Annotated in this window: 21 protein-coding genes; 13 read left to right on the top strand and 8 right to left on the bottom strand. The window is 53.3% G+C overall.

All coding sequences use genetic code 11. The annotated features are described in order from the left end of the window. Positions 1-188 precede the first annotated feature (188 nt). Together QTO31_RS05015 and fabZ are read left to right on the top strand one after the other, a co-directional pair. On the top strand, positions 189-950 hold the full coding sequence (locus QTO31_RS05015) for a class I SAM-dependent methyltransferase (RefSeq protein ID WP_301428323.1): 762 nt from the start codon (positions 189-191) through the stop codon (positions 948-950). Positions 951-970: 20 nt separating this feature from the next. Continuing rightward, the gene (gene fabZ / locus QTO31_RS05010; protein WP_031458906.1) at positions 971-1,405 is read left to right on the top strand and encodes a 3-hydroxyacyl-ACP dehydratase FabZ; all 435 of its coding nucleotides are present in this window, start codon (positions 971-973) and stop codon (positions 1,403-1,405) included. A gap of 333 nt (positions 1,406-1,738) precedes the next feature. Here fabZ and rnhA read toward each other — a convergent pair whose 3' ends face one another. The 5 genes from rnhA to QTO31_RS04985 form a co-directional block, all read right to left on the bottom strand. Continuing rightward, the gene (rnhA, locus tag QTO31_RS05005; protein ID WP_301428321.1) at positions 1,739-2,479 is read right to left on the bottom strand and encodes a ribonuclease HI; all 741 of its coding nucleotides are present in this window, start codon (positions 2,477-2,479) and stop codon (positions 1,739-1,741) included. A 477-nt stretch (positions 2,480-2,956) separates the two neighbouring features. After that, a complete protein-coding gene (locus QTO31_RS05000; protein WP_031458908.1) occupies positions 2,957-3,721 on the bottom strand; it encodes a hypothetical protein in 765 nt (254 codons plus the stop codon). 548 nt (positions 3,722-4,269) lie between these two features. Next, positions 4,270-5,616, bottom strand: a complete 1,347-nt coding sequence (locus QTO31_RS04995; RefSeq protein WP_031458909.1) for an ABC transporter substrate-binding protein — start codon at positions 5,614-5,616, stop codon at positions 4,270-4,272. A 150-nt stretch (positions 5,617-5,766) separates the two neighbouring features. After that, positions 5,767-6,657: a carbohydrate ABC transporter permease gene (locus QTO31_RS04990; protein ID WP_301428320.1), complete on the bottom strand. Its 891-nt coding sequence runs from the start codon at positions 6,655-6,657 to the stop codon at positions 5,767-5,769. A gap of 51 nt (positions 6,658-6,708) precedes the next feature. Continuing rightward, complete coding sequence (locus QTO31_RS04985) at positions 6,709-7,629, bottom strand: carbohydrate ABC transporter permease (RefSeq protein WP_301428319.1); 921 nt, start codon at positions 7,627-7,629, stop codon at positions 6,709-6,711. A gap of 427 nt (positions 7,630-8,056) precedes the next feature. Between QTO31_RS04985 and QTO31_RS04980 the strand changes: the two genes are divergently transcribed. The 10 genes from QTO31_RS04980 to QTO31_RS04935 all read left to right on the top strand — a co-directional run bounded on the left by QTO31_RS04980 (position 8,057) and on the right by QTO31_RS04935 (position 20,299). Next, complete coding sequence (locus tag QTO31_RS04980) at positions 8,057-9,157, top strand: substrate-binding domain-containing protein (RefSeq protein ID WP_301428318.1); 1,101 nt, start codon at positions 8,057-8,059, stop codon at positions 9,155-9,157. A gap of 100 nt (positions 9,158-9,257) precedes the next feature. Further along, the gene (locus QTO31_RS04975) at positions 9,258-9,983 is read left to right on the top strand and encodes a hypothetical protein (RefSeq protein ID WP_301428317.1); all 726 of its coding nucleotides are present in this window, start codon (positions 9,258-9,260) and stop codon (positions 9,981-9,983) included. A gap of 711 nt (positions 9,984-10,694) precedes the next feature. Next, positions 10,695-12,332, top strand: coding sequence for a VWA domain-containing protein (locus QTO31_RS04970; RefSeq protein ID WP_301428316.1), 1,638 nt, complete (start codon positions 10,695-10,697; stop codon positions 12,330-12,332). A gap of 599 nt (positions 12,333-12,931) precedes the next feature. Then, on the top strand, positions 12,932-14,374 hold the full coding sequence (locus QTO31_RS04965) for a sensor histidine kinase (RefSeq protein ID WP_301428315.1): 1,443 nt from the start codon (positions 12,932-12,934) through the stop codon (positions 14,372-14,374). Positions 14,375-14,446: 72 nt separating this feature from the next. Then, positions 14,447-14,806 carry a response regulator gene (locus QTO31_RS04960; RefSeq protein WP_031458916.1) on the top strand — a complete coding sequence of 120 codons (360 nt, stop codon included), beginning with the start codon at positions 14,447-14,449 and terminating at the stop codon, positions 14,804-14,806. 589 nt (positions 14,807-15,395) lie between these two features. Next, a complete protein-coding gene (gene hisZ, locus QTO31_RS04955) occupies positions 15,396-16,835 on the top strand; it encodes an ATP phosphoribosyltransferase regulatory subunit (RefSeq protein WP_367620618.1) in 1,440 nt (479 codons plus the stop codon). Beyond that, positions 16,832-17,518 (top strand): creatininase family protein, encoded by a 687-nt coding sequence (locus QTO31_RS04950; RefSeq protein WP_301428313.1) that lies wholly within the window; start codon positions 16,832-16,834, stop codon positions 17,516-17,518. The genes hisZ and QTO31_RS04950 overlap by 4 nt, the downstream gene beginning before the upstream one ends. Further along, the gene (gene hisG, locus QTO31_RS04945; protein ID WP_301428312.1) at positions 17,515-18,519 is read left to right on the top strand and encodes an ATP phosphoribosyltransferase; all 1,005 of its coding nucleotides are present in this window, start codon (positions 17,515-17,517) and stop codon (positions 18,517-18,519) included. Before QTO31_RS04950 ends, hisG begins: the two co-directional genes overlap by 4 nt. A 2-nt stretch (positions 18,520-18,521) precedes the next feature. Further along, complete coding sequence (gene purM, locus QTO31_RS04940) at positions 18,522-19,550, top strand: phosphoribosylformylglycinamidine cyclo-ligase (RefSeq protein ID WP_301428311.1); 1,029 nt, start codon at positions 18,522-18,524, stop codon at positions 19,548-19,550. Between the two features lie 11 nt (positions 19,551-19,561). Next, the gene (locus QTO31_RS04935) at positions 19,562-20,299 is read left to right on the top strand and encodes a phosphoribosylaminoimidazolesuccinocarboxamide synthase (RefSeq protein ID WP_301428310.1); all 738 of its coding nucleotides are present in this window, start codon (positions 19,562-19,564) and stop codon (positions 20,297-20,299) included. Positions 20,300-20,708: 409 nt separating this feature from the next. Here the strand turns inward: QTO31_RS04935 and QTO31_RS04930 are convergent, their stop codons facing one another. Continuing rightward, positions 20,709-21,998 (bottom strand): polysaccharide deacetylase, encoded by a 1,290-nt coding sequence (locus QTO31_RS04930; protein WP_301428309.1) that lies wholly within the window; start codon positions 21,996-21,998, stop codon positions 20,709-20,711. Between the two features lie 313 nt (positions 21,999-22,311). On the opposite strand from QTO31_RS04930, the gene kynU reads away from it, so the two are divergent. Beyond that, positions 22,312-23,580: a kynureninase gene (gene kynU, locus QTO31_RS04925; RefSeq protein WP_301428308.1), complete on the top strand. Its 1,269-nt coding sequence runs from the start codon at positions 22,312-22,314 to the stop codon at positions 23,578-23,580. Here the strand turns inward: kynU and QTO31_RS04920 are convergent, their stop codons facing one another. After that, positions 23,581-24,261 carry a Crp/Fnr family transcriptional regulator gene (locus QTO31_RS04920; protein ID WP_301428306.1) on the bottom strand — a complete coding sequence of 227 codons (681 nt, stop codon included), beginning with the start codon at positions 24,259-24,261 and terminating at the stop codon, positions 23,581-23,583. A gap of 61 nt (positions 24,262-24,322) precedes the next feature. Beyond that, on the bottom strand, positions 24,323-25,942 hold the full coding sequence (locus QTO31_RS04915) for a hybrid sensor histidine kinase/response regulator (RefSeq protein WP_301428305.1): 1,620 nt from the start codon (positions 25,940-25,942) through the stop codon (positions 24,323-24,325). Between the last annotated feature and the right edge of the window lies 1 nt (position 25,943).

The following is a 25,943-nucleotide window of genomic DNA, read 5'->3' as shown; positions in this document are numbered from 1 at the left end:
CATTTTTGGCGCGATGCTCGTCTCTAATCTGGGATTGATGTTCGTTACCTTGTTCAGATCTTATTCAGCGTGCTATTCCACCGGTCGCTCGGCGTGAAATGGCCTACGCGAATGGTGAATTCCTGCGGCTGATGTACAGTCGCATGGGTCTGTGCGACACGTCTGTGATACACTTCAGGCTGAAGCTCATGCATCTCTATGATCCGTTTGCTCGCTACTACGATGCCGACTTTCGACATTTTCACGATGACATACCCTTCTACCGTGAATGGGCGCGCCGTACCGGTGATCCAATCCTGGAATTGATGTGTGGTACCGGTCGAGTCTTGCTCCCATTGGCCAGCGCCGGCCATCGTATAACCGGTGTCGATCTCTCGCCAGCAATGCTGGCCCTGGCTCGTGAACGGTTGGTTGCTGAGAATGTTATCGAACGGGTAACGCTGATTGAAGCTGATGTGCGCAGCGTTTCTTTACCCGAAAATCATTTTTCACTGGCGTTTGTGGCTGTCAATTCGTTTATGCACTTAACAACTGTCGAAGATCAACTGGCTACTCTAGCGGTTGTGCGGCGGGCGTTGACACGGCGGGGAACCTTGATTATCGACCTCTTCAACCCCGATCCGCTGGTGATTACCCGCGAAGATGGTCGCATGCAGCTTGAGCGTAGTTACGAACTCGATGGTCGCTATGTACAAAAGTTTGTGATGATCGAGAGTGACCCTGCCGAGCAAATCAGCCACGTTACGTTTATCTATGACGAAACAGCCGCCGACGGTTCACTTACTCGACGAACTATGCAATTTACAATGCGTTGGCTCTACCGCTTCGAGTTAGAGCATCTGCTGGCGCGGGCCGGGTTTACCCTACGCGCCGTTTATGGGAATTACGATCTCGAACCGTATACGTCTGCCAGTCCGCGCTTGATCGTAGTGGCCTCACCAAGACGCTGAGTTACAAACGAGGAGCATGTATGTTGTCGATTCAGGAAATTATGGCCCTCATTCCTCATCGTTACCCATTTCTGCTCGTTGATCGGATTGTCGAACTGGAGCCTGGTGTGCGTGCTGTAGGCGAAAAACTGGTTTCGGCCAACGAGCCGTATTTTCAAGGGCATTTTCCCGGTAATCCAATCATGCCTGGTGTGTTGATGCTCGAAGCGCTGGCGCAAACCGGTGCAGTTGCTGCGCTGAGTCTGCCTGAGCATGCCGGTAAGCTGGTTCTTTTTGCCGGTATTGATGGCGTGCGTTTTAAGCGGGTGGTGCGCCCCGGCGATACGCTGCGCCTCGAGGTACAACTTGAAAAGATGCGGCGAGGAATTGGTAAAGGTCAGGCTCGTGCCACAGTCGCCGATCAACTGGCTTGTGAGGCAGAATTGCTCTTTGCCCTCACCGATCCAGGACACTAGTGTCTGTGAACACAGATTGAGAGGGGTAGATGCCCAATCGCCTTACGCTCCCAACCGGGGGATAAAGCACGATGGGGAAAGCGGGGAAGCAATCCGCTTCCCCAAATGACCGTGTGAGGCGGGGCATATTGCTTGTCTGGATGACGTTCCTTGTTTCTACGAGTGCATCCTGATGGACGGACGCAGCAGCGCTGTACTCAGGCGGTATCCTGCTTTGCTGTAAAGGTGGTTCGCGAACGAACCTATCGGTCCTCCCCGGCAACAGGGTATTTCGGATAGGTTCTAAACAATGAAAACACTGAACATCCCTGCCTTGAACTCCCCTGAACGACATCACTCTACCAAACCACCCTCCTGGAGCTGCGCTTCAAATGCAACATCTGGCGGCAAATCCGGTTGTTGTGCTGCCGCAGTAGCCAATTCGTGGCAACGTTCGTTATCCGGCACGCCACTGTGACCGGGAACCCATACAAACTCGACCTGGTGACGTTCACAGAGCATCAACAGTTCTGCCCAGAGATCGACATTTTTTGCCGGCTCGGTTGTGCTGCGCATCCAGTTGTTGGCCTGCCAACGCTTCACCCAGCCATTGCGGATGGCGTCGACAACATACTTTGCATCGCTGTGGAGTTTTACCTGCATTGGACGTTTTAACGCCTGTAGGCCAACAATGCAGGCCATAAGTTCCATACGGTTGTTCGTGGTCAGGCGAAACCCACCGGAAAGCTCTTTGTAATGGTGGTTGTAGCGTAACACAACCCCGTATCCACCAGGCCCTGGATTCCCAATCGCACTACCGTCAGTGTACATTATGACGATGTTGGCCGGTGTTTGTGAATGGTCAGGACGGGCTACCATGTCTGACGTTGCCAGGATTTGTTGCGCCAGCGCCTGATCCCCTGGCGTGAGTGAACGAATCCATTCATCCGCAGCCTCAAGCGTCGCGAAGCCTTTGTATAGTGCATTGGGAAAGCCTTCAACCTGGGCTGCTGCCCCTTCTGCGCCATGCCATTGTTTGTAGAGAGCAGGCTTGCGCCCACGCACGACGAGGTAGTATGTTTTTTTCGGTGCCATTGTTGTGCCGTGTCTATACTAGTTAACCTGACGATACTATACCACCTTCGCGTCCGTTACAAAAACGCACTACGGATCACACTGAGCAAGATGATTCCAGGTAGAACTCTCCGTGATCTCTATGTACTCTGGTTAGGATCGCCTTTTTTGCCCTTGACTTTGGCGAAAATCTCAGGTATAGTGCTTATGTCAGTATTTGCACATTGAACAGCCGATCAGGCATGAAGGAGGTGATGCCCATGGGTAGTAGTAAGCATACGGGCGTCACCGCTGGTGAGGCTCGCTAGACTTCACCGAACCGGTGACCCCTTCCTCCGCGAGAGACGTTGCACAACAACGTCTCTTTTTTTGTGTAGCGGGTCTCCAATTCACACCAGTGCGGCATCGTTGATGGCACAGCAGCACTATCCCCTACCTGTTATGGTGTCGGTTGGGGAAGGTATATCCGACTGTGACGGGTGCGGCATTGCCTACCCGTCATCGTGCGGTACGGAAAAACGTGATCATGTCAAGCATTCCGTAAAGACTGGCGCTCTTGAAGGTGATACTTGTACCGGCTGTATGTTGTAGCGCGACAGCTTCCCATCGTAGCATTTCATTTTGCGCTGCTTCGGCCAGCGCTGCATTCGCGAAATAGCCCAACGTAATGTGAGGCATATATGGTTCGTATGCTGCAATGCCAAACCGATTACGAAACATTGCATTCCAGGTGCTTCGTAATTGGATCAACGTCATAAACGAGTCAGTGGTGTCAGGGGTTGGGGTTAACAAAGCCACTAACGCAGACTGATGAACAATGACCAACTTTTGAACGGTAAAGCTGACTGTCCACCCTTTCCGTCGGATAAGCGGTGAACCGGCAATTGTCCCGCTAATCAGGTTTCCGTGGCTGAGCGCACCGGGAATATCGATCAAGAGATCGTCCATCCGTTGTCGCATGTGCGGTAATGCCTGCCCCACATTCCCATCGTTTGGCCCATCCCATAACGTGACATGGTACGTCGATGGAGGAAGAGCACAAAACAGATACTTTTGCAACAGCAGATCGGGATTTAACTGACACATCGTGGCGCGCAGACCGCGATAAAGCGTATATTCAGGAATGGCATCTAGCGCGCAATCGAGCCGCAACCATGGTCCGTCACGGCGTAAACCAATATTATCAAAAAGAATGGTTAAACCGCGATATGAGGCCCAGCGTGGTGCGAAACCGGCAATTTTAGGATTGGTGATGGTCAACATGACGACCAGACGATTCGATAGTTCGTAGATGCCTATTAGCGTTAGGTCATTGGGTACAAGGCGTCATATATGTACGTTGTTCAGGTCTTCTCCCTCAGAATAAGTGTTCCAAACCCGCCCTACCGTTGTCGAAATATTCCATCTTTGATTGCACTGCAAAAACTCTCTACGGAGCACACAGCGTACACAGAGCGTGTAAAGTTTATGAATAAAAGGATAATTTTTGGCCATTAGGCGCATGGAAGAAAAATGTTCACAACCCTATGTTCAATGAAAGATAACATTATCTTTCGTCTCTGCGATCTCCGTGGTCTCTGTGGTGGAAAGATCACCTTTTTGCAGTGAAGTCATCTTTTTGGCTAAGATCGGTGTATACGTTATAGCATCTCACACTCGTTTTGCTGCCAAATATCCTGAAGATGGTCTTTAGCGAAGTGTGAATTCACCAATAAACAAGTGGTTCTGGTGAGGGCGAACAGTATCGAAGTCGGTTTGTTCGCCCCACCCAAAATTTTAGACGATGGCTTTACACATGCCAGTACCTGCGCTTAACCTTCAACCGCCTTCAGGTCTTGAAGTATCGGTTGTGCCGCCTTCGTTAGTTCATTATTCACATCGGCAAACACTGAGCTTGGTGCTTCGCCATTGACGATAATCCGCTCCAGACCTTTGCCGATGATCTGGTCGCCGTTACGCACAAAGACGCGGGCTGCATCCTGGGCACGGGTTTTCGGCAATTGATCGACGGCGGTCTTGAAATTCGGATTCTGCTTGAAGAACTCGATCATTTCTGGGGTTTGCTTGGTGCTGATCCGGACTGGCATGTAGCCGGTACTGCGCGCCCAGACTCCTGCACTGGTCGGATTGGTAGCAAAGGCGATGTACTTCATTGCTGCCAGTTGCTTCTCGGCGGGTGCCCGACTGACAATCGCCAGGCCGGCGCCGCCGGTCGGACAACCAAAGTTAGTCTCACGGGGTAGGAAACCAACGCCAACCGGGAAGGTTGCGTTCGCCTGGATGCCGGCCAGTGCACCGGTTGATGCCATCATCGAGGCAATCGCGCCACCAATGAAATCTTGATTCAGATTTGGTGACAACACAGCCCATTTCTCTTTGAGAACCGTATCCTGATAGAACTGGGCTGCACGAAGCGTGTTGGGATCGGTCATTGTCATAGTAAAGTCGGGGAGAGAGTATTGACCGCCGAATTGCCAGACCACACCCTGAAAGAGCCAGGCAATGTAGCTGGCGCCGTTGGGATGACCGAATGCTGCCCGACTGCCGTCGCTCTTTACCAGTTTTGGTGCCCACTCAGAAAACTCGGCCCATGTTTCTGGCGCACGGTCGGGCAAGCCCGCTTCAGCCCAGATGCTCTTGTTATAGTAGAAGAGGGGAGTACTGCGGGCGAACGGTATCCAGTAATGGACGCCTTTTCGCACCCCTTCATTGAGCAGAACCGGTTCGTAGTCGTTGAAATCGAGGTTAACCTGACGGGCCAGATCGTCAAGTGCTGTGATCGCGCCGGCAAGGTAGAAGCCGAACCACCATACATCTGAGAGCAAGATGACATCAGGGGTAGTATTGGCCTGCAATGCTGCCGTGAACTTCTGTGCCGTCTCTTCGTAGTTACCCTGGAACTGATACTCAACTTCGACCTCATTCTGAGATTCGTTGAACGCCTTGACCATCGCCTGCTCGGCTTCTCCCAGATTACCGCTAAATGAACCCCAGTAGGTAATCTTTACCTTCGAGCCGGGCTGGCTTACGACTGCTGGTGCAGTAGTTTGCTGGCTCGTTGATTGTCCACTCTGCCCACCACAAGCTGCCAAAACCGCTGCACCGCCGCCTACCATCATCAGACGCAGTAATTCGCGTCGGGTGAATGTCCGCTTCATGTTTGCTCCTTCTTTCACAGAACTTGGACCGAAGGGGAAAAGACCATCTATTTGCATACGGAGTGGATACCGCTATGCACCAAATGTTTTGCGAATTACCTGTATTACGAGAGCGATATGCCCTGGCACGAGAGAGACTCCACCGTCGTCCTAACCCTTCACCGCACCGGCAGTCATTCCTTCGACGATGGCGCGCTGGGCGAAGAGGAAGGTGATCAAGACTGGTATGATCAGAAATAGTGAACCGGCCATCACAACTCCCCAATTGGTTAGACCCTCGCTGTTGCGTAGCCAGAAGACACCAATCGGTAGTGTGCGCATATTGGTGGTGTTCGTGACAATGAGCGGCCAGAGGAATTCATTCCACTTGCTCACTATTGATAGCAATGCCATCGTGACGATAGCCGGTTGCGTTATCGGTGCTACGACACTGAACAAGATGCGCAAATGTCCGGCTCCATCAACATGCGCCGCTTCCAGTATTTCGTGGGGAACGGCCATAAATGCCTGGCGTAGCAAAAAGGTACCGTAAGCAATAGCCGCGCCTGGGATAATGATGCCCTGGTAGGTATTAATCCATCCGAGTCGAGCAACAGTCAGATAATTGGGCACAATGGTAATCTCAGTCGGTACCATCAGGGCTGCCAGCAATAGCAGGAAGACAAGGTCTTTGCGCGGAAAACGCAGATAGGCTAACGCATAAGCAGAAAACAGCGCCAGAATCACTTCAATCCCTGCACCAAAGAATGTGGTGATAAAGCTATTCAGGTAATATCGTCCGAAGGGGGCCGCTTCCCATGCTGCCGAAAAGTTGTTGAACGTAGGTTTGGCCGGCCACCACGTTACCGGTAGCGAGTAGATTTCCCGCGTCTCTTTAAAGGACGCCATCACCGTCCAATAAACTGGGAGACCAATGATAAGCACAGCAACAATCAGGGTAAGATAACCGGCAATACGCCATCCCAACAACGAAAGCGGGATGTGTCGACGGCGTACAACGACTGGTTTAATCGCCTGCTCAAGTTCGTTAATCGTTGCCATATCTATCCACGTTTCAACACAAACTGCTCTGTTATCACAAATGCCTGTGCCTTATCCGTAAGTTACTTGTCGCTCGATATACCGGATTTGCACAATCGTCAAGAAGAGCATGATCAGGAATAGGACAATCGCAACCACGCCAGCCTTGCCGGCATCGTAAGAGACAAATCCCAGCTCATAAAGGTGAAAGATGAGCGTAGTCGTTGCGTCAGCCGGGCCACCATTGGTTAGCACACGAATAATGTCAAAGGCTTGAAAGCAGGTCAGGACACTGGTCACTGAGAGGAAGAAGGCAACTGGCGAGAGGCCGGGGAGCGTGACATTCCAGAACCGCTCCCATGCGCCGGCGCCGTCTACCCGTGCCGCATCGTACAACTCTCGTGGAATATTCTGCAGACCGGCAAGATAGATAACAACAGCGTAGCCGAGATTTTTCCATACGTAGACAATGATCACCGCCGGCATCGCCCAAAATGGATCGGCCAGCCAGTTGGGTGAGTCAAGACCGATAAAGCCTAGCAATTGATCGATAAGTCCGTAGCGTGGATCGAAAATATAGCTCCAAACTACTGCTACAACCGCGCCTGACATCACTACCGGTGAAAAGACGATGGCACGCGCAGTGTTTCGGTAGCGTAGCGGTTGATTGAGCAGCAGGGCCAGGAGTAATCCTAAAATGAGGGTCAATCCAACCGAACATATCGTGAACGTAGCGGTTTGCCAAATAATGTTCCAAAACCGCCGGTCGCTAAACGCATCGATGTAGTTTTGTAGACCGACAAACGTCATTGTTGGGCGGAGAAAATCCCAACGTACCATGCTAAGGTAGATGTTGTAGAGTAGCGGCCAATAAGTGAATACTGCAAAAAGGAACAGATTAGGACCGATGAAAAGTGCAAACAATAACCATTCGCGGTGTTCGCGCCGTACCGTATTTGGGTGTTGCTCTTGTTTGGGCGTGTACGTGGCCATACAAATCCATTACATTGGCTTTTCAGTCGTGTGGTCATCGTAGTATACAGAGATTAATCGATCATCATTGAATTATTAAGAGAAAGTTAAGCACAATAGGTGGTTAGGTTAAGTTAAACTTTTCACAATTCGCCGATACAATAGTAATTTCTTTTCTGAAACGATAGCGGTATTGATTACGTATCATTAGGTGCGTTGATTTGATCAAGTTGGTAGTACATTGGTTTTGATAAGGTGCTACCATGGAAAAGGACTTGATATGTTATCGGTTGAGCTAGACAAATCGACGAACTGGCTTCATTAGGCTTTTCTAACGTCGATGATGTCGGATAGGGAAGACTGCTATCTACCGGTTTCACGGTATCGTCTATCGAGGTTGGGTGAAGATACAACCATTGAACTGCCGCAGTAGTCGAGCGAGGAGTGCATGCTCAGAATCTCCCGTGTCATTGCTAGTATCTACCTCTTAGCCACTATTCTGATGGCCACGACAACGGTGATTTTTGGCCCAATTGGATGGTCTCCATTTCCGCTCGCCGCTGCCGCGCCACCAATTCGGGTCGAACTGGCTGTCAGTTCCGAGAAAGAAGCCTGGATTCGGAGTGCCCTTGAACGGTTTGCTCAGACGAACCCAAACATCAACGGTCGCCGGATTGAAGTTCGCTTCCGGGTAGCCGGTTCGCGTGGCTTGATCGAGGCCATCGAACGCGAAGGGTATCAACCGACAGCCATCAGCCCGGCCAGTATGATTCAAATTGATGAACTGCGCCAGATACGACCCGATCTCTTGCGCGATTCGGTCTCACCTCTGGTCTTCTCGCCAATCGTGGCTCTCATGCGTGATGCCCAATCAACCGCCGGAATTACAAATCCGTGGTTATTATGGCAGCGTGAACTCCCCGATCAGGCTAAAGCGGTGAAGGTCGGGATTTCTTCACCCGTCTCAAGTAATGGGGGGTTGCAGACGCTAATCGTTTTGGCCGCACAGTATCATCAGACTGCTCAATTGAATGTTGGCCGGGTACGCGACCCTGGGTTTCGTGATTGGTTGCAACAACTGAAGGTACCGGCTTGGCCAGATAGTACTGGTACGTTGACAACCGATTTCGTTATTCGGCCCGGCGTGTATGACATCATTACGACCTACGAAAGTCTCGCGCTGCAGGTGTTTCGTCAGGCCGAAGGACGTTTCTTGGAGGTACGAGTCTACTATCCTGAGACAACATTGCTCAGTGATCATCCCTTTACCATTCTGACGGCGCCTTGGGTTGATAGCGCCGAACGAGCGGCGGCGCTTCGCTTACGTGATTTTTTACTCAGCCCATCAGAGCAGACGATTGCGATGCACGAATATGGTTTTCGTCCGGTTATCCCGCAGGTAACGATCAATCTTAATGACCAGGAATCGCTTTTTGGTCGTTACCGTGATCTCGGTTTACAACTCGATCTAAAGACACAACTCGAGAACCCTTCGCAAGCGGTTGTAGAGGCGCTCATTTCAACCTGGCAGGATGTGTTCAATCAGTAACAAAATATGTGTTGGTGGAATGACAGCGGCAGATGTGCAGATATACCGGTTCTGACAGACAATCATCAGGCTAGAACCGCTACGTACCGGGAAAGAATGTATGAATGCCTTACGTATAGCAGCCTTACGACCTCTCTACCTGCTCGTGCTGGTAGCGGCAATATTCGGCGGCTTAACTATCACCATCTGGTGGCTTCCGCTCGGCTTGATAGTTTACGGTGTTGCAGTGTGGATGGCCGCCCAAGACCCACTTCTGACGTTGCCCCCGCCTCGGCCGCGTCCGCGTATTACCAGCCCAACGCTGCGTGCGCTTATCCGCGAGATTGAACGCTCACAAAAGGAGATCGAACAGGCGGTCGCGGGCGTTCAAGGGCCATTAACCGGTATTCTCAATAATGTTGTATCACAGACTCGTGATTTGCTCGAAGAAGCGTACTACCTGGCTGATAAGGGACAGATTATTGAACGCTACTTCAAAGACAATAATTACCAGAAACTTGAACAACAACTGACGCAACTAAACTGGCAGATAAGTGCAACCATCGATCCTTTTACCCGTCAACAACTTGAAGAGCGTCGGCAAGCTCTTCTGACCCAGCAAAAACATTTTCAGGATTTGCGGGTTTATTTCGATCGTATTCAGGCACAACTGGCAAATATTGATGCCAGCCTCGATACTATTTTGGCCGAAACGATCCGTTTGCGTACTGCTGATGCAGTAGCGATGTCATCAGCCAGTGGTGCTGTTCAACAACGGCTAGACGATTTGCGTAGCGATATGGAGGTGTTCCGGAAAGTGCTCGACACGGCAATGACGGGTATCTAGGCTATTTGGGTTTTGTCGGTCTGGAACTTCAAGCGCACCGCCACTCTGTACAGAGACGTTCATACTGACCTTTAGCCTCCCATTCACACGGTACTGGCGTAGCGCTGACCCTCAGCATACGCCCGACATACCCTGTCGCCCTGGGAGCGCGGGCCGCTGGCCCGCATCCTGCGGTGTCCGCGTTGGAAGCGCACCTGTCTGGTGAACGAACAACGCGCCACGAGTGATAAGCGGCTTCCAGCCCCTCAGCATACGCCCGACACACCCTGTCGCCCTGGGAGCGCGGGCCGCTGGCCCGCATCCTGCGGTGTCAGCGGAGCAAGCGCACCTGTCTGAGGAGTACACCTCTAATGTATTGATAAGCATAATCGGCGAGAGAACAATCCCTGACGAAGACCACTGTTTGTACGGGAAGCAGTTCTACACATGCTGCGGATAGATTAAGGTGAGGGGATTGCTGTACCGTAAATCGACCGGTACGAGCGCAGTCGGACAACAGCTTCGACAAGATTTCACTCGAACAAAAAAGAACGCGGGCCTCTGGTACGCGCTCCCAAGGTATAGGAGTATGACCGTCGGAGCGAGGCGCTGCTTTGCCCTAGCGAACGGAGGTAATTCGTTTTCCGGCGAGCGTCGTTGTTCCCGTAGGTATGTACATTCTGACATAGTATAATCAAATTGTACATTCGTTCATCAAAAGGATGTTGCCGTATGATTTCTCGATGGTTCAGGCTCTGTATCACCCTGATGCTACTCCTCACGCTCCTCAGCGGTTGTGGGGAACGCTTACCTTTTGGTCTAAGCAACGCGGATGCGCTCAAGATTACTATTGCCTACAGTCCAGAAAAAGATAAATGGCTTACCGAACAAATTGCCCGCTTCAACGAGCAACGAATCACGGTCAACGATCGGCGCATCGTGGTAGAAGGGATCAACAAGTCGTCGGGGGCTGCCCGTACCGAGATTAAGAACGGTACGCTGAACGTCACCGTCTGGAGTCCATCGGCCAGCACCTGGCTCGAGGTACTTAAGCAAGAGACCGGCAACCAGAATGTCGCTGTTTCAAATAAGCCTCTCGTGCTGACACCGGTCGTTATCGCAATGTGGAAACCGATGGCAGAAGCGATGGGCTGGCCCAATCGACCCATTGGCTGGAAAGATATGCTCGAACTGACCAACGATCCGCAAGGCTGGGGGCGCTTCGGGCATCCTGAATGGGGGCGTTTTTCGTGGGGGCACACCGACCCTGAAATCAGTACCACCGCCCTCAGCACCTTAATCGCCGAGTTCTATGCCGCCACCGGTAAGCGCGATGGGTTGACCGTCGCCGATGTGCAGAGCGAACAGGCGACCGCCTTTATCCGTCAGCTCGGACAGAGTATTAAGCACTACGGTTACAATACGTTGGTCTTCAGTGAGAACATGAAGAAGTTTGGTATGAGCTACATCTCGGCTTTCCCGATGGAGGAGATTACGCTCATCGACTTCAATAAATTCAATCCACCACCGACGCCGTTAGTGGCGATCTATCCAGCAGAGGGTACCTTCTGGCACGATAACCCATTCATCATAATGGCGAGCGCCAGCGCCGATGAACGGGCGGCCGCCGAACGGCTCTACGAATTTCTGCTCAGCGAAGAGAGCCAACGGGCGGCGATGTCCTATGGCTTTCGTCCGGCCAACCCCAATGTTCCACTCACCGACCCGATCAGTCCGGCCTTTGGCGTTAATCCGCAAGGGATTCAGACGGTGTTGGCGGTACCTCCGGCTGAGGTAATCGTTGCCGTTAAAGACTCGTGGAAACTAAACCGCAAGCGTGCAGATATTCTGCTGGTGGTCGATACCTCTGGCTCGATGGAAGGTGACAAGCTGACGATGGTGAAAGCAGGTATCGAGACCTTCTTGCTGCGCATTTTGCCGGAAGACCGACTTGGGCTGATCACCTTTGACTCAAAGGCGCGGCTGGTCGTACCGATGGCGCCGTTAAGTGAAAACCGGATTGCGCTGCAAACGGCAGTACAGGAGATGCGGGCTGCAGGACGCACGGCACTGTTCGATGCTCTCGACCTGGCCCGGCAAACGTTAGAGGAACTTCCGCCAGCGGAGGATGACCGAATCCGGGCGATTGTGTTGCTATCTGATGGTGCGGATAACGCGAGCCAGATGTCCTTGGCTCAACTCCGTAATGCGTTCGATGAGAGTGGCATTTCGATTTTCCCGGTTGCCTATGGGAGTGATGCGGATCGGCAGGTGCTTGATGCTATTGCCGAGTTTAGCCGTACTATTGTCGTAGTGGGTGATACTGGCGACATTGCACAAATCTTTGAGAATCTCAGTCGTTATTTTTAGAGGGTTTATGTCTGCAGGATTGCTGGCGACCTCTGTCTTTCCTCCACTGCCCATCACGCAAGCGGGGGACGTAGCTACTGGAAACGGTATCATCCCATTTCAGAGATCTTATGGTATCATGAAGGCTCCTGATCGGCGAACAAACGGAGTACTGCAAGCGATAAACGTCATCGGAATACCCGACTCGCGCAGTCGTCTAGAAGCGCGGGCCATAGGCCCGCATCCTGCAATGGCAGTGGTGGAACAGCGTCCGTTTCAGAAGCACGCTACAGGGGCGGGTTCCAAACCCGCCCCTACCATACGCTCACAGGAATTACCAGCGCACGACCAGAGGCCTAATTATAGACTACTGTCGGCGCGGAACGCAGCGCGCCGTCGCCCACGCTACGGACATTCCGCTCACTCCTCGCGACTCTTCCCTCTCTTCTCACCACTGCCGGGCAAGATGAAAACTTTGAAAACTCCTACCTAACAAATCTGAACATCGTGTGCATTTTTCATAATCTTTCAATCTCCGCAACCACAGGCTACCTTCTCAAAATGCAATGATTGCCATATAATAGACGAACAAAACAGAGTTTCCAGAAGGATAAGGACAAATGGTTGCGCGCTCAATCCACCCTTCCCGCACGCCGGTGGCAACTCCCGATGAGGGGCTAGTCGCTGATCTCCTTCCTCCAATGTTGGTCTTGTTGGCTACGTTGGCAGCGGCTATCATTGGTCTCTTGCTCCTTAACCGGTGGGATGGTAATTTCTGGCCTTACGCGATCATTCTGCTGCTGATGGGCTTTCTGGCAGTGAGTGATCGCTTTCGGCGAAGAGGCGATTACGACAAGGCCAGTATGGTTCTTGTAACCGCTCTAACAATCTTGCCGGTACTGAGCTGTGCTGCTTTTGGTTTTGTTAACAACATCTTCCTGTATCTTTCAGTCCTTGGTGTCTTTGCCGCTGGAATTATGGTGTCTTCGCGGGCACCGTTTCGGGCTGCGCAGGCAGCTATTCTGCTCTATCTGATCCTGATTCTCGCAGCCGACCTGATCGGTCAGCCTCGACCAACTTGGTTTGAGGTTATCGGTCAGCTTCTCTTCCAGATCGCACTTTTACTGGGTGCAGCAACGCTCAGTTGGGCGGCGGCTTACGTAGTGCGGGGTACGATACGCTGGGCTATTGATACGGCTCAGAAATCAGAACGGCGTGAGCAGTTGTTGCGCGAGACACAAGCAAACCTGGAGCGAGCGTTGTTAGAACGTGATTTCTTGAATGAACAACTCTACCGCACAACCCTGGCCCTCGAAGAGGCGCGGGCGATGGCTGAGGCAGCCTATCGCTCGAAGTCGAACTTTATGGCGACAATGTCGCACGAGCTTCGTACTCCGCTCAATATTATTATCGGTTTTAGTACGGTAATTCTGGAACATCCTGAAATGTACGGCGATGTCAAGCTCGACGAGCAGATCTTGCAAGACATTGCTGAAATTCGGCGTAGTGGTCAGCATCTGCTCGGCCTGATCAACGATATTCTCGATCTGGCGAAAGTTGAGGCCGGTAAACTTGAGCTTAATAAGACAAATCTGCAATTACTGCCCTTACTTGAAGAGACCATACGTACCGCACAGGCATTGATCAACGACCGTCCCATTCAACTGCGCCGTGAATACTGTGAACCCCTACCGACCGTGTTTGCTGATGAAGTGCGGGTGCGGCAAGTCCTGCTCAATTTGGTCTCGAATGCCTGTAAGTTTACGCATTCGGGTGAAATTGCGGTTGGTGCCCGCGCCGATAGTAATGAGGTGATTGTGTGGGTGCGTGATACCGGAATCGGGATTGCACCAGAGGATCAGGAACGCATTTTCCAACAGTTTGAGCAGATCGAACATGCGGATACCCGCCAGCACGCCGGTACTGGGCTTGGTCTCGCGATCTGTCGCTGGTTGGTCGAATTGCATGGCGGGCGGATGTGGCTAGAGAGTGAGTTGGGGAAGGGTAGTATCTTTTTCTTCTCATTGCCGCGCACACGGGCAGGTGGGGAATCGCCGTTGTAGCGTGCTGGAAAGCCGTCAATGAAGTCGGCTCATTGTCATTGATGATGGTGTCTAGCGAAGGAGCAGGGAACGATGGCCAGAATTCTACTTGTCGATGATGTATACACGGCCCGTTCGATGTTTGAACGTGTGCTCCGTCATGTCGGCCGACATGAGGTGCTTGCGGTGGGGAGTGGTGCTGAGGCGCTGGCGAAGGTACGGGAATTTGCCCCTGATGTCATCATTCTCGATATTAGTATGGCCGACCGCGATGGTCTAATGGTATTGCGTGATCTACGGGCAATGGGTGTCACGTGTCCGATAATTGCCCACACCGCCCGTACCGAAAGGACACCGGGTGAGTTTGTGGCACAGGGTTTTGATGCCTACGTGCCGAAGACGGGTAATCTCACCAATTTGCTGAGCACCGTGCGCGATCTGGTTGGGCGCTGAACGAGCCAGATCGTTCGTTCAGATGACAATGAGGTCACATAGCGTCTACGGCAGGTGAATTGCATGAGGGAACTGTGGATGCTATCGCACGTCTCTGCCGGTATGTGCAGGTTTGTACTAGAAGTTCTTCGTGTAGTTAATGTGGAAAACTTGTGGAAAATCTGTGGATGCAAAACTGATGGCATTCCTCAATTGTGAATAGTAAGGGATTCCTACGTGTTCAGTGTCTATACGGCGGGCCTGGCACAGGAAACCCTGACCACGCAGTCGCTTGGAAGCGTGGTTTTCCGGCTCGCATGTTGCAGTGGACAGTGCAGGGAGTAAGCGGTTAAAAGCTCTCATCCTTCCCCAACTTCTGTTCTCTCCTGGACGAGGGTAAGGACGGGGATGGTCGAAGATGGTTGCGAACCCATCCCTCTCGCCATTGCTCACTTCTCTCCTCTCTCCTCTGTCAACATTGCCTGAAAAACTTTGCAAGGCTCTCTTGACCAGTGGGGGTCATGCAAGGTTCCGCTGGTTCGTTCAACACGAATACCATGCCTTCGGTTACAATTGAGAGGGAGGGTAGTGATCGGGTATGGGAGGTGTTGTGACCGTTGATCTTGTGCGCGGCATGCGTGATGTGTTACCGGCAGAATACACGCTGAGCCGACGTATTCAGACGATATTAGAACGGACGATGTCCGCTTACGGTTTTCAGATGCTCGATACACCGATTATTGAGCATCGAGAACTCTATCTCCGTAAATTAGGTGAAGATTTGGTTGGTAAGGTTTACGAGTTTAGCTTTGGTGGGCGCGATCTGGCGTTGCGACCGGAGTGGACGGCGTCGGTGCTGCGGGCATATGTGGCTGGGATGCAGGATCAGCCGTTACCCTTGCGTCTAAGCTACGCTGGGCCGGTGTTTCGCTATGAACGTCCACAACGCCACACCTATCGTCAGTTCACGCAGGTAGGTGGCGAGATTATTGGTGGGCTGCCACCACGTGCCGATGCCGAGGTGATCGCACTGGCTTGCGCAGGACTGGCTGCGGTAGGCGTAACCGATTACACAGTGCGGATCGGTCACATCGGTCTGGCACGTGAGTTGCTGAGCCGTTTCAATCTGCCTGAACGTACCCGTGGATTATTGATTTGGAGTCTCGAACGGTTGCGCGCTGAAGGAATAACACCGGTGCGCGAACGGGTGCTGGCGAACCTTGGGACACCGCCAGAGGGTCTTGAGTTACCGGTTGGGATCAATGACGAAGAGGCAGTCATCTGGCTTGAGCGAGTGCTGGCAGCAATGCAGATCGATCTCCGTACTGGTACCAGAAGCCCCTCAGAGGTCATACAACGCTTGCTCCGCACATTACGACGTGCTGATGAGCAACCACTGGTTGACGCGGCCCTCGATCGATTAGTACGCCTGGCGGCAATCGGCGGTGCACCCGCCCAGGCAATGCCGCAATTAGCCGATCTGCTCGGTGTCGAGTCAGTGGCGTTTCGTGAGTTACAGGCCATTCTTGAACTGTTAGAATCGCATGCGGTACCTTCCGCTTGTATTACCATCGATGGTGCGCTTGGCCGTGGTCTCCACTACTATACCGGCTTGATATTTGAGATTTATGATCGAGAAGGGAGTCAGCTCTGTGGCGGAGGGCGATACGACGATCTAGTAGGAGCGCTGGGTGGGCGGCAGCCAACTCCGGCGGTTGGTTTTGCCTACGGGCTAGAACGAGTAATGGCAGCCGCCGCTATTGAAGCCGATGAGGTGCCCCAGACCGTATTGGTCGCAGCCGTCTATGACGATGATTATCCGTATGCGTTGCGGGTTGCCAGACGGCTTCGCGCTAGAGGCTATACGGTGGTGCTCGATGTACGGGGACGTAGCGTGAAAGATAATCTACGCGATGCCACACGCCGTCATTTTACGGCCGCTGTTATCGTAGGGGCCGACGAACGGGCGGGGGAGTACATCGTCTGGCGCGATCTGGCGACGCGAACCGAACAGCGGATTCCCTTTGCCGCGTTAGGAGGAGACCTATGAGTTCTCTACCGTGCTGGGGGCGCGCTACAGAGTTGTTATTCGCGCAACAACAACAGATCGTTACTCGTACTCCGGTCTGTTGGCTGCCATGGGCGACCTATACGACGTATGGGAATCACTTGCCCTTTGGCACGCCTGGGTTTATCACGACAGCGATTGTTGAACGGGCTGCTCAGCGCGTGGGTGGGGTGGTGTATCCTGTCTTGTGGCGTGATCTCGATCTTGACATAAACCTGTTTCGCCAGATGCTCACGGCACGGTTGACCACGGTTGCCGGTCAAGCGTTTCAGATTGCCGTTGTTGTGGGTCGCTCGGAAAACACCACCGACGACCTGTCCATCATAGAAGTTGCAGAGTCAGCGCAACATCAGCATCGTATCCTCGTGCTGGCTGTTTCGCCGTTCGAGCTGGTTGACGAGCAGATGCAGGATCACGGTGCCATCTGGGAAACGTCGTTGATGCTGGCGATTCGGCCTGATTTAGTAGATGTGAACCAAATCGTAGACCACGATGGGCAAGATGTCCGTCATGTCGCCAGCCCATCGCTTGGCCAACAGGCATTGCATCTGGCCGGTGAACGGCTTGCTGTTGCGGTACGTGATCTTTTGGAACGTCGTGATACGTCAGTCATTGCTGCGCTCTATCAGCAGCGTCGTGTGCGCTATACTTCACAACTGCTATGACACTTCGTTTTGCAATCCCTTCAAAAGGCTCTGGTTACGATGCAACAATTGCCTTGCTTGAGAGCTGTGGTTTGCGAGTGACACGGGCCAATCCACGCCAGTATACGGCGGTGTTACGCGGGCTTCCTGATACCGAGGTCTTGCTGCATCGGCCGGCGGACATTGTGTTGAAGGTGGCCGAGGGGGCAATCGATCTCGGTGTAACCGGTTACGACCTCTTACATGAACTCCGTGGTGACGATGATGATGTGTTGATCGTGATTGACGATCTCGGTTTCTGGCGGGTAGAACTGGTCTTTGCCGTCCCGCAGAGCTGGATTGATGTAACCTCGTGGGCCGATCTGGCCGATCTGGCGGTAGAGTTTCAGTCACGCGGTCGCCGATTACGGATTGCTACCAAATATCCCAACACAGTACGACGTTTTTGCTATGCGCATGGTATCAATGTCTTTGAGCTGGTTGAATCGCAAGGGGCGACCGAAGCTGCGCCTGGCCTTGGCTATGCCGATATTATTGCCGACATTACTGAAACAGGTACTGCCATTCGCGAGAATCAATTGAAGATCGTCGGTGGGCCGTTGCTACGTTCGCAGGCGGTACTCATCGGTTCCCGGCGTACACTGCGCGGGAACCCTTCCCGGCTCGAGCTGGTGCGTCAACTTTGTGAATTGATCGAAGCGCGCCGACGTGGGCGTCTCTTCTACTCGCTGACTGCCAATCTCCCCGGTACCTCGGTCGAAGAGGTCGGGCGTAAGGTCACGGCTCGTCATGAACTGGCCGGTTTGCAGGGGCCAACGATTGCACCGGTCTGGAGTAAGTTTGCCAGTGATAGCGGCTGGTACGCTGTGAACGTCGTAGTGCCGCAAGAGGAGTTACTACCGGCTATCGATTATCTGCGGAGCATCGGGGCGAGCAGTGTGACAACAGTGCAGGTACAACACGTCTTTCGGGCACAGAGTGAGGCGTTTGCGCGACTCTGCGCACGTCTCGGTGAGGAGTAGGTATGAGCCAGTATAGTGCAGCTGGCGTTGATATTGCCGCCGCAACACGAGCTAAAGAGTTAATGGCAGCCGCAGTGCGTAGTACGCATGGGCCAGCAGTATTAGCCGGAATGGGTGCGTTTGGTGGTTGTTTTGATGCGGCTCTGGCGCTGGCCGGAATACAAGCGCCGGTGTTGGTGAGTAGTACCGATGGTGTTGGCACCAAGACCCTGGTGGCTGCCGCGGTAGGCCGCTATGATACAGTGGGGCAAGACCTGGTTCATCACGCGGTGAACGATATTCTGGTGCAGGGTGCACGTCCGCTTTTCTTTCTCGACTATATCGCCGTTGCAAAACTCGATCCGGTCCAGGTGGCAGCGATTGTGGCTGGGGTTGCCGAGGGATGTCGGGCCACCGGTTGTGCGTTGATCGGTGGTGAAACAGCCGAAATGCCCGATGTCTATGCACCGGGCGCCTTCGATCTGGCCGGTACGATTGTTGGCGTGGTCGAGCGGTCGGCAATGTTACCGCGTACCGATATTATCGCTGGTGATGCCATCGTAGCCCTTCCGAGTACCGGTTTGCACACTAATGGCTATTCGCTTGCGCGACGGCTCGTGAAGCACCATTTTGCGACCGAAGGTTATGCGGCGCGTCCGGCTATGCTCGGTGGGCAAACAATTGGTGATGCGTTGTTAGCTGTTCATCGTTGTTACCTGTCAGAGGTGATTGCATTGCGCGCCGTGGTGCCGGTGAAGGCGTTGTGTCACATTACCGGTGGCGGCATTTACGATAATCTGCCACGGGTCCTCCCTGCTGGGCTGGGGGCTGAGATTGTGCGAGGAAGCTGGTCTATTCCGCCAATTTGCCAGTTGCTGGTTGAACTTGGGCGCCTTGACGAACAGGAAGCGTTTCATACCCTCAATATGGGGCTAGGCATGCTGGTGATTGTGCCTGCCGAGATGGTGAACCAGGCTCTGGCAACAATCCCAGAAGCACGCCTGGTTGGCCGGGTAACAGCAGGACCGACTGTACGGCTGGTCGATGCGTGAAGGAGACAATTATGGAACTGGGCGCTGTACTCGCTGAAGGTAAGACCAAAATCGTGTATGCGCATCCATCCGATCCCGATCTAGCAATTCTGTATCACAAAGATGGGATTACTGCCGGTGATGGTGCGCGCCGAAGTGTGATTGAAGGTAAGGGGGCATTGGCCGGGCAGACAACGGCAAATGTGTTTCGATTACTTAATCGGGCCGGAATTGCGACACACTTTGTCGATGCACCTGAACCAACATTGACCGTCGTTCGCCGATGTACGATGATCCCCCTTGAAGTGGTCATGAGGCGCTTACCGGCAGGTTCGTATCTGCGTCGTCATCCTGAAGCTGTCGGCCAACGCTTCGATCCGCCGTTGGTCGAGTTCTTCTTGAAAGATGATGCCCGCCACGATCCCCAAATCTCACCCCAAGAGATCACGTCACAGGGCATTGCTTCGCCTGCTGAAGTAGAGCAGATGATTCATACCGGGCGTGAAGTCTTCTTGACGCTGGAAGCGGCATGGCAACGGCTTGACGTCACCCTGGTCGATCTCAAAATTGAATTTGGGCGGACTACCCAGGGGAGTCTGGTGGTGGCTGATGTGATTGATAACGACTCATGGCGTATCTGGCCTGGTGGCGACCCTGAACGCATGCTCGATAAGCAGGTCTACCGTAATGCGCAGATTGTGGATGATGCGCTCCTTGCCGATGTGCGTGCGCGTTATGCGTTTGTGACCGAGCTAACCGGTCGTTGGTGAGCCGTAACTGATCACAGTTTAGAGGGTATTGCCGGTTAGGAGTGAGTGGGACGATCGCGGTTCAATTCTGTCGCACGCTCCCCCTTCCTCACGAAGGGGGAGCGTCGCATTTGGGACGCTGAGAGCGAGGTTCAACCCTGTTACACGCCTGTCTTTCCACTCCACCGGCGGGTGAGAGTCGTCCACCGATATGGATCGTTCTTTCGCGTCACTTCGTCGTATCTCCCCTTCCTCTTCCACAATGGAAGATGAGAAGGGGGCTAGGGGGAAGGTGAGGGCGCTAGACGTGCCGGATGAGACGTGTGCTGGCTCCTACGCAGGCGCCTAGGTACGCGGCTGTAACCCATCGGTTGACGCTTTCGTACCCTATCGCGGGCGGGTTGGGCACAATCTCTGCACACAGCAACTGCTACGGTATCGCGGTCGGCATGAGCGTCGGCACCGGAATCCGTATCGGATCGAGCAAGAGTGGTGGTGTCGGGGTAACGACGGGGGTCGGTACTACCGTGCTACCAGGGAGGCTGATAACCTGGCTTACCAATACGATCAACACCAGTGAGGCAATAATGAGCGCAATGAGCTGAGGACGAAGACGGAATTGACGGCTTAGCTCCTGAATCCGGCGCGTCGGTACACCGGCATTCGTAGCGATTGGTGCAAAGCGCGGCCGACGTTGCTGTGGTATCGTCGTGCGAATAGTTCGCACTGCTACAGGAGGTGCTGGCGCCACCGGTGGTTCGCCGAGGCGAAAGAGTTGTTCGCCACCCGGCGCCAGATAAAGCTGGGGTGCTCCCCAGGCTTCCTGTGCACCGGCTAGCGCCGCTCGCCCGAGGGTAACAGCAAGATCAACCGGTTCGCCACTCGCCAGGGCCTGATAACAGGCCACACTCCAGCGTGCCTGCGCCGCAGCGCCGAGTTCGGGAAGCACGACTACAGCACGACCGTCGTGCTCGTGTAATCCGCTGGCGAAACTGGTACAAACTGAAAACGGACTACCAGCAACCGTTAGCAAACGCAAATCTTCGATCCCAACCAGCAATTCAGCAAGCTCACCAGCGGTCACTGCTCGTCCTAAACGCATACGTGCTGACTGACGGGGTGGTTGTTCAAACTCACCGATCAGATAGAGAATATGGCGCGGCTCGGCAGCCAGTTCGGCAACAATCTCATCGGCAGTTGCTTCACGCAATCGGTCAACAATGAACCGACCAGAACGCACCGGCTCAACCAGCGCCTCGCCCAAGGCGTCGGCAACCGCCTCGTAGCCACGCGCTACAGCAATCAACAGACGCAACGGCCCTGCCACCCGACGCGGAGGTAATGGACGCGGCGAACGTGCGCTAACACGCACCAGCGTGTAATCATCACGAATTGCAGGCTGCCAATGCTGATCACCTCTACTCAGTGAAAGCCACTCCCACGGCAAAACTACCAGCTCAGGTGCCTCAATTTCGAGTCGTAGTTGCATCCGGGCTTTGTGATCGATAGCTTCACGGGCGGTTTCGATCAATAACTGCCGTAGGGGAGGCGGCAACAACAATTCTCCCAATTCGCTGCCGGCTACTGCCGGTGTTTCCGACACCACTGGCGGGGGCATCACTGCTTCAGCCCTACGACCACCGCAGGTTGCCCGAAGTGGATAGCCCTGCGGAGTGCGTGTTGCAATCTGAATATGAAATGGTATGACAATCTCTTGCATGCCAATATGCAGATATAGACGCTTTGTCTCTGAATATAACACGCCTGACCGCGACTGTCTACCGCATATTGTCGTGTCGTTCAGGGATTTTCGGCGTTTTCCTTCTACCCAACAATAGTGTAGGGGCGGGTTCCCACCTCACGTAATGGGGTATGGAATCGCCAACCGCGCAAAACGCGAACAATGTAACCTTTACTAAATTTCTTATGGTATGATTACGGTCAGATCAAGGTGTTTCGTTTGGGGAGTTACCGGCACGGAACCCGTTTGAGGCATGGCAAGGGCGAGATATGCCCTTAGAAAGGACATCGCGATGACCGTGCCACTTGATGCAGCCTATGCCGATCAACTCGATGCTGCTGATGATTTAGCGGGGTTTCGGCAGGCGTTTGTGCATAAAGAGCCAGAACTGATCTATCTCGATGGCAACTCCCTGGGTCGCTTACCGAGAGCTGCTATCGATATGGTCACCGATCTGGTACAGCGGCAGTGGGGGGAACGGCTAATCCGTGGTTGGAACGAGGGTTGGTTTGATTTACCCGAACGGATCGGGGCCAAAATCGCACGTCTGATCGGTGCTGCTCCCGATGAGGTGATCGTTGCCGATAGTACCTCGGTGAATCTGTTTAAGCTGGTAGTAGCTGCACTCCGCGCCCGTCCTGGTCGAGTGCGTATTGTGAGCGATGACCTCAATTTTCCTTCCGATCTGTACATCTTGCAAGGAGTGGCCGATCTGCTCAATGCCGGGCACGAAATTGCGCTGGCCTATTCAGCCGACGGTATTCATGGCCCAGTTGAAACGATTCTTGGTCTGCTTGATCACAGCACGGCTTTGCTGACGTTATCGCACGTAACCTTCAAGAGTGGCTTTCTCTACGATATGAAGGCGCTTACTGCTGCTGCGCACGCTGTTGGCGCCTTGACCTTGTGGGATCTCAGCCATTCCGTAGGTGTGGTGCCGATTGATCTCAACGGCAGCGCTGTCGATCTGGCAGTTGGCTGTTGCTATAAATATCTGAATGGCGGACCGGGCGCACCGGCCTTCTTGTATATCCGGCGTGATTTGCAAGATCGGTTGGTGAACTCTATTGCCGGCTGGATGGGTCAGCAGAATATGTTTGATTTTGACCTTACCTATACCCCTGCATCCGGCTTACGCCGTTTTTTGACCGGTACACCGCCAGTGGTGTCGCTAGCGTTGATTGAGCCAGGGGTTGATCTGGTATTGGCGGCTGGGATTGAACGCTTACGTGCCAAATCGATAGCGCAAACAGAATATCTGATCGGCTTGTGGCAACAGCGGCTGGCACCGCTAGGGTATACGCTAAACTCGCCACGAGACCCGGCACGCCGTGGTTCACATATTTCACTCGGTCATCCGGCGGGGTTGGGTATTGATCTGGCGCTCATTAATGAACTGAATGTTCTGCCTGATTTTCGTGCTCCCGACAACATCCGGCTCGGTATTGCACCACTTTATACCAGCTTTCGCGATCTGCACACCGCCGTTGAACGATTGGCGCAAGCAGTCATTGAAAAGCGTTATCTGAAGTATCAGGCTAACCGTCCGACTGTTACGTGATTATTGTGCCTGTGCACGTTGCTGCAACCGTTCACGATCACGTATAACGATCTGTCCTCGGCCACTCCTGATCAAGCCATCGTCACTGAAATCGGCCAGAATACGACTGACCACCTCGCGGGATGTCCCCAGTTCGGCAGCAATGTGTTGATGAGTGGCGTAGAGAACAGGAGGTTCGCCGGCAGCATGTTGTAACAGAAATTCGGCCAGCCGTACATCGACCCGCCGAAAGGCGATTTCGTCAACGATAGCCATCACGGTCGCTAACCGCTGTGAGAGTAATTTAAAGACGTAATCGCGCCATTCACCATAGCGGTTGATCCAGTCGCGAAATGTGAACTGGTCGATCACGAAAGCGGTGGTGTCTTTTTCCACGACGGCAATGGCCGGAAACTGTCGTGCACTTAAGACACAGCTCGTGGTTAGAATGCAGCTCTCGCCGCGACCGAAGCGGTAGAGCGTGATTTCTCGCCCCGTTTCACCGATTTTGAACACACGCACAGTACCGCTGCTGAGCACAGCAAATACACTACACTCATCGCCTTCTGAAAAAATAGTCGTACCGGCTGGGAGATGAAGAAGCGTCGCTTGGGTGGCAAAATCGCGCCCAATCGGTGTTGTCGGATCGTTGAGAAAGGGCAGTATTTCACCGGCGATACGCAGCTCTTGCGGTTTGAGCATACCCTACCCCGTCTCACAATGGCTGTGTCTGTAAAACGCAGGATGTAGTTGCGAATTCATATCACTCCTTCTGTTCGAGCAGCATCGCAATCCGTTCGGCCAGCAACCGTAGGCGCACTGGCTTGGCGAGATAATCGTCAGCACCGGCTGCCAGACACCGCTCGCGATCACCCGGCATCACCAGGGCAGTCAAGACAAGGATCGGGATACGACGAGTGGTCGGTTGAGCACGTAAATGTCGCATAACCTCGATCCCGTCCATTGTGCGCAGGCGAACATCGAGCAGCACCAGACACGGAAGTTCACCCTGTACGTAGGCCAGCGCCTCTTCACCTGATTCGACATGGACAACCTGATAGCCACAGCGATTCAGGTATTGGGCAAAGAGGGTTGCACTCGCTCGATCATCTTCGACTAGCAAAATAGGACGATCACCGGCCAACGGTGATGCGGTTGGCACTGCTGTAGCATGGGCTTCTTCAGCTTCGCGCTGACTGGTGAGTTGCTCGAGAAAGGATTGCTGCTCTTGTGGTTCCCACGGCAACGTCACGTGGAAGCGGCTGCCAATACCTGGCTCACTTTCGAGACCGACACTCCCGCCGTGAAGCCGGGTTAGTTTGGCAACGAGTGCCAGACCAAGCCCACTGCCGGTTACTTCTTTTTGCCGTTCGCTCTCGATTTGTTGGAATGGCTCAAATAGACGAGCAGCATCTTCTGCTGAAATACCAATACCTGTGTCCCAGACTGTAAATCGCACTGCACCAACTTCAGGTTCACCGCGTACTTCCAGTCCTACCTGCCCTCCAGCAGGCGTGAACTTGATCGCATTTGAGAGCAGATTGATCAGAATCTGACGCAAACGACGGGCATCGGCCAGAATAACCTTTACACTCGGATCAATGTCGTAAACGAGCTTTAGCTTAGCCCGATGTGCCATATCGGCCACCATGGATCGTAAGGACTGACAAACATCTTGCACCGAGACCGGTCCTAGGTCTAGCTCAAGACGCCCAGCTTCAATCTTGGCAATATCGAGATAATCATTGATCAACGAGAGCAGGTGTTGTCCGCCTTGTTTGATGCCATTGATGGCGCTCATTTGCTGATCGCTGAGCGGTCCGACTAGTTGAGCTTGTAAAACATCAATCAAGCCAAGAATGGCAGTGAGTGGTGTCCGAATTTCGTGGCTCATACTGGCCAGAAATTCATCTTTGATCTTTGTTGCCTTGAGTAAGCCAGCATTCACACGGGCCAATTCAACATTCTGTCGTTGGAGACGATCTTTCAAGAGTTGCAATTCATTTCGCTGCTGCGATCGTAGTTGTTCGACGATACTGCGTTGCGTAGTATCGGTAATGATCTGGATCAGGCCGGTAATTGTCCCTCGATCATCAGTGAGTGGGATGGTCAAAAGGTCGAGGTAAAGTAGAGAACCATCGGGTAACTGACGGTTGATCAGCGGTAACTGAAGGCGATCACGCTCACCTTTGAGGATTTCAGCCAATGCGGTTTCATTGCCAAACAGTTCTGGTAGCAGATCGGTGAGCATCACGCCAATCGGTGGTACACCGCCTATCAGGGCCAGCATCCCACCCGCGCCCTGGATGCGCAGGTCGGGATCGACGATCAGATACGCACTGCCGGTCTCGCACAAAACCTGTTGTTCAACCGATAACGACATT

The organism is Chloroflexus sp. MS-CIW-1, from assembly GCF_030444705.1.
Taxonomy (GTDB): domain Bacteria; phylum Chloroflexota; class Chloroflexia; order Chloroflexales; family Chloroflexaceae; genus Chloroflexus.
This window is presented reverse-complemented; position numbering and strand designations above follow the sequence as displayed.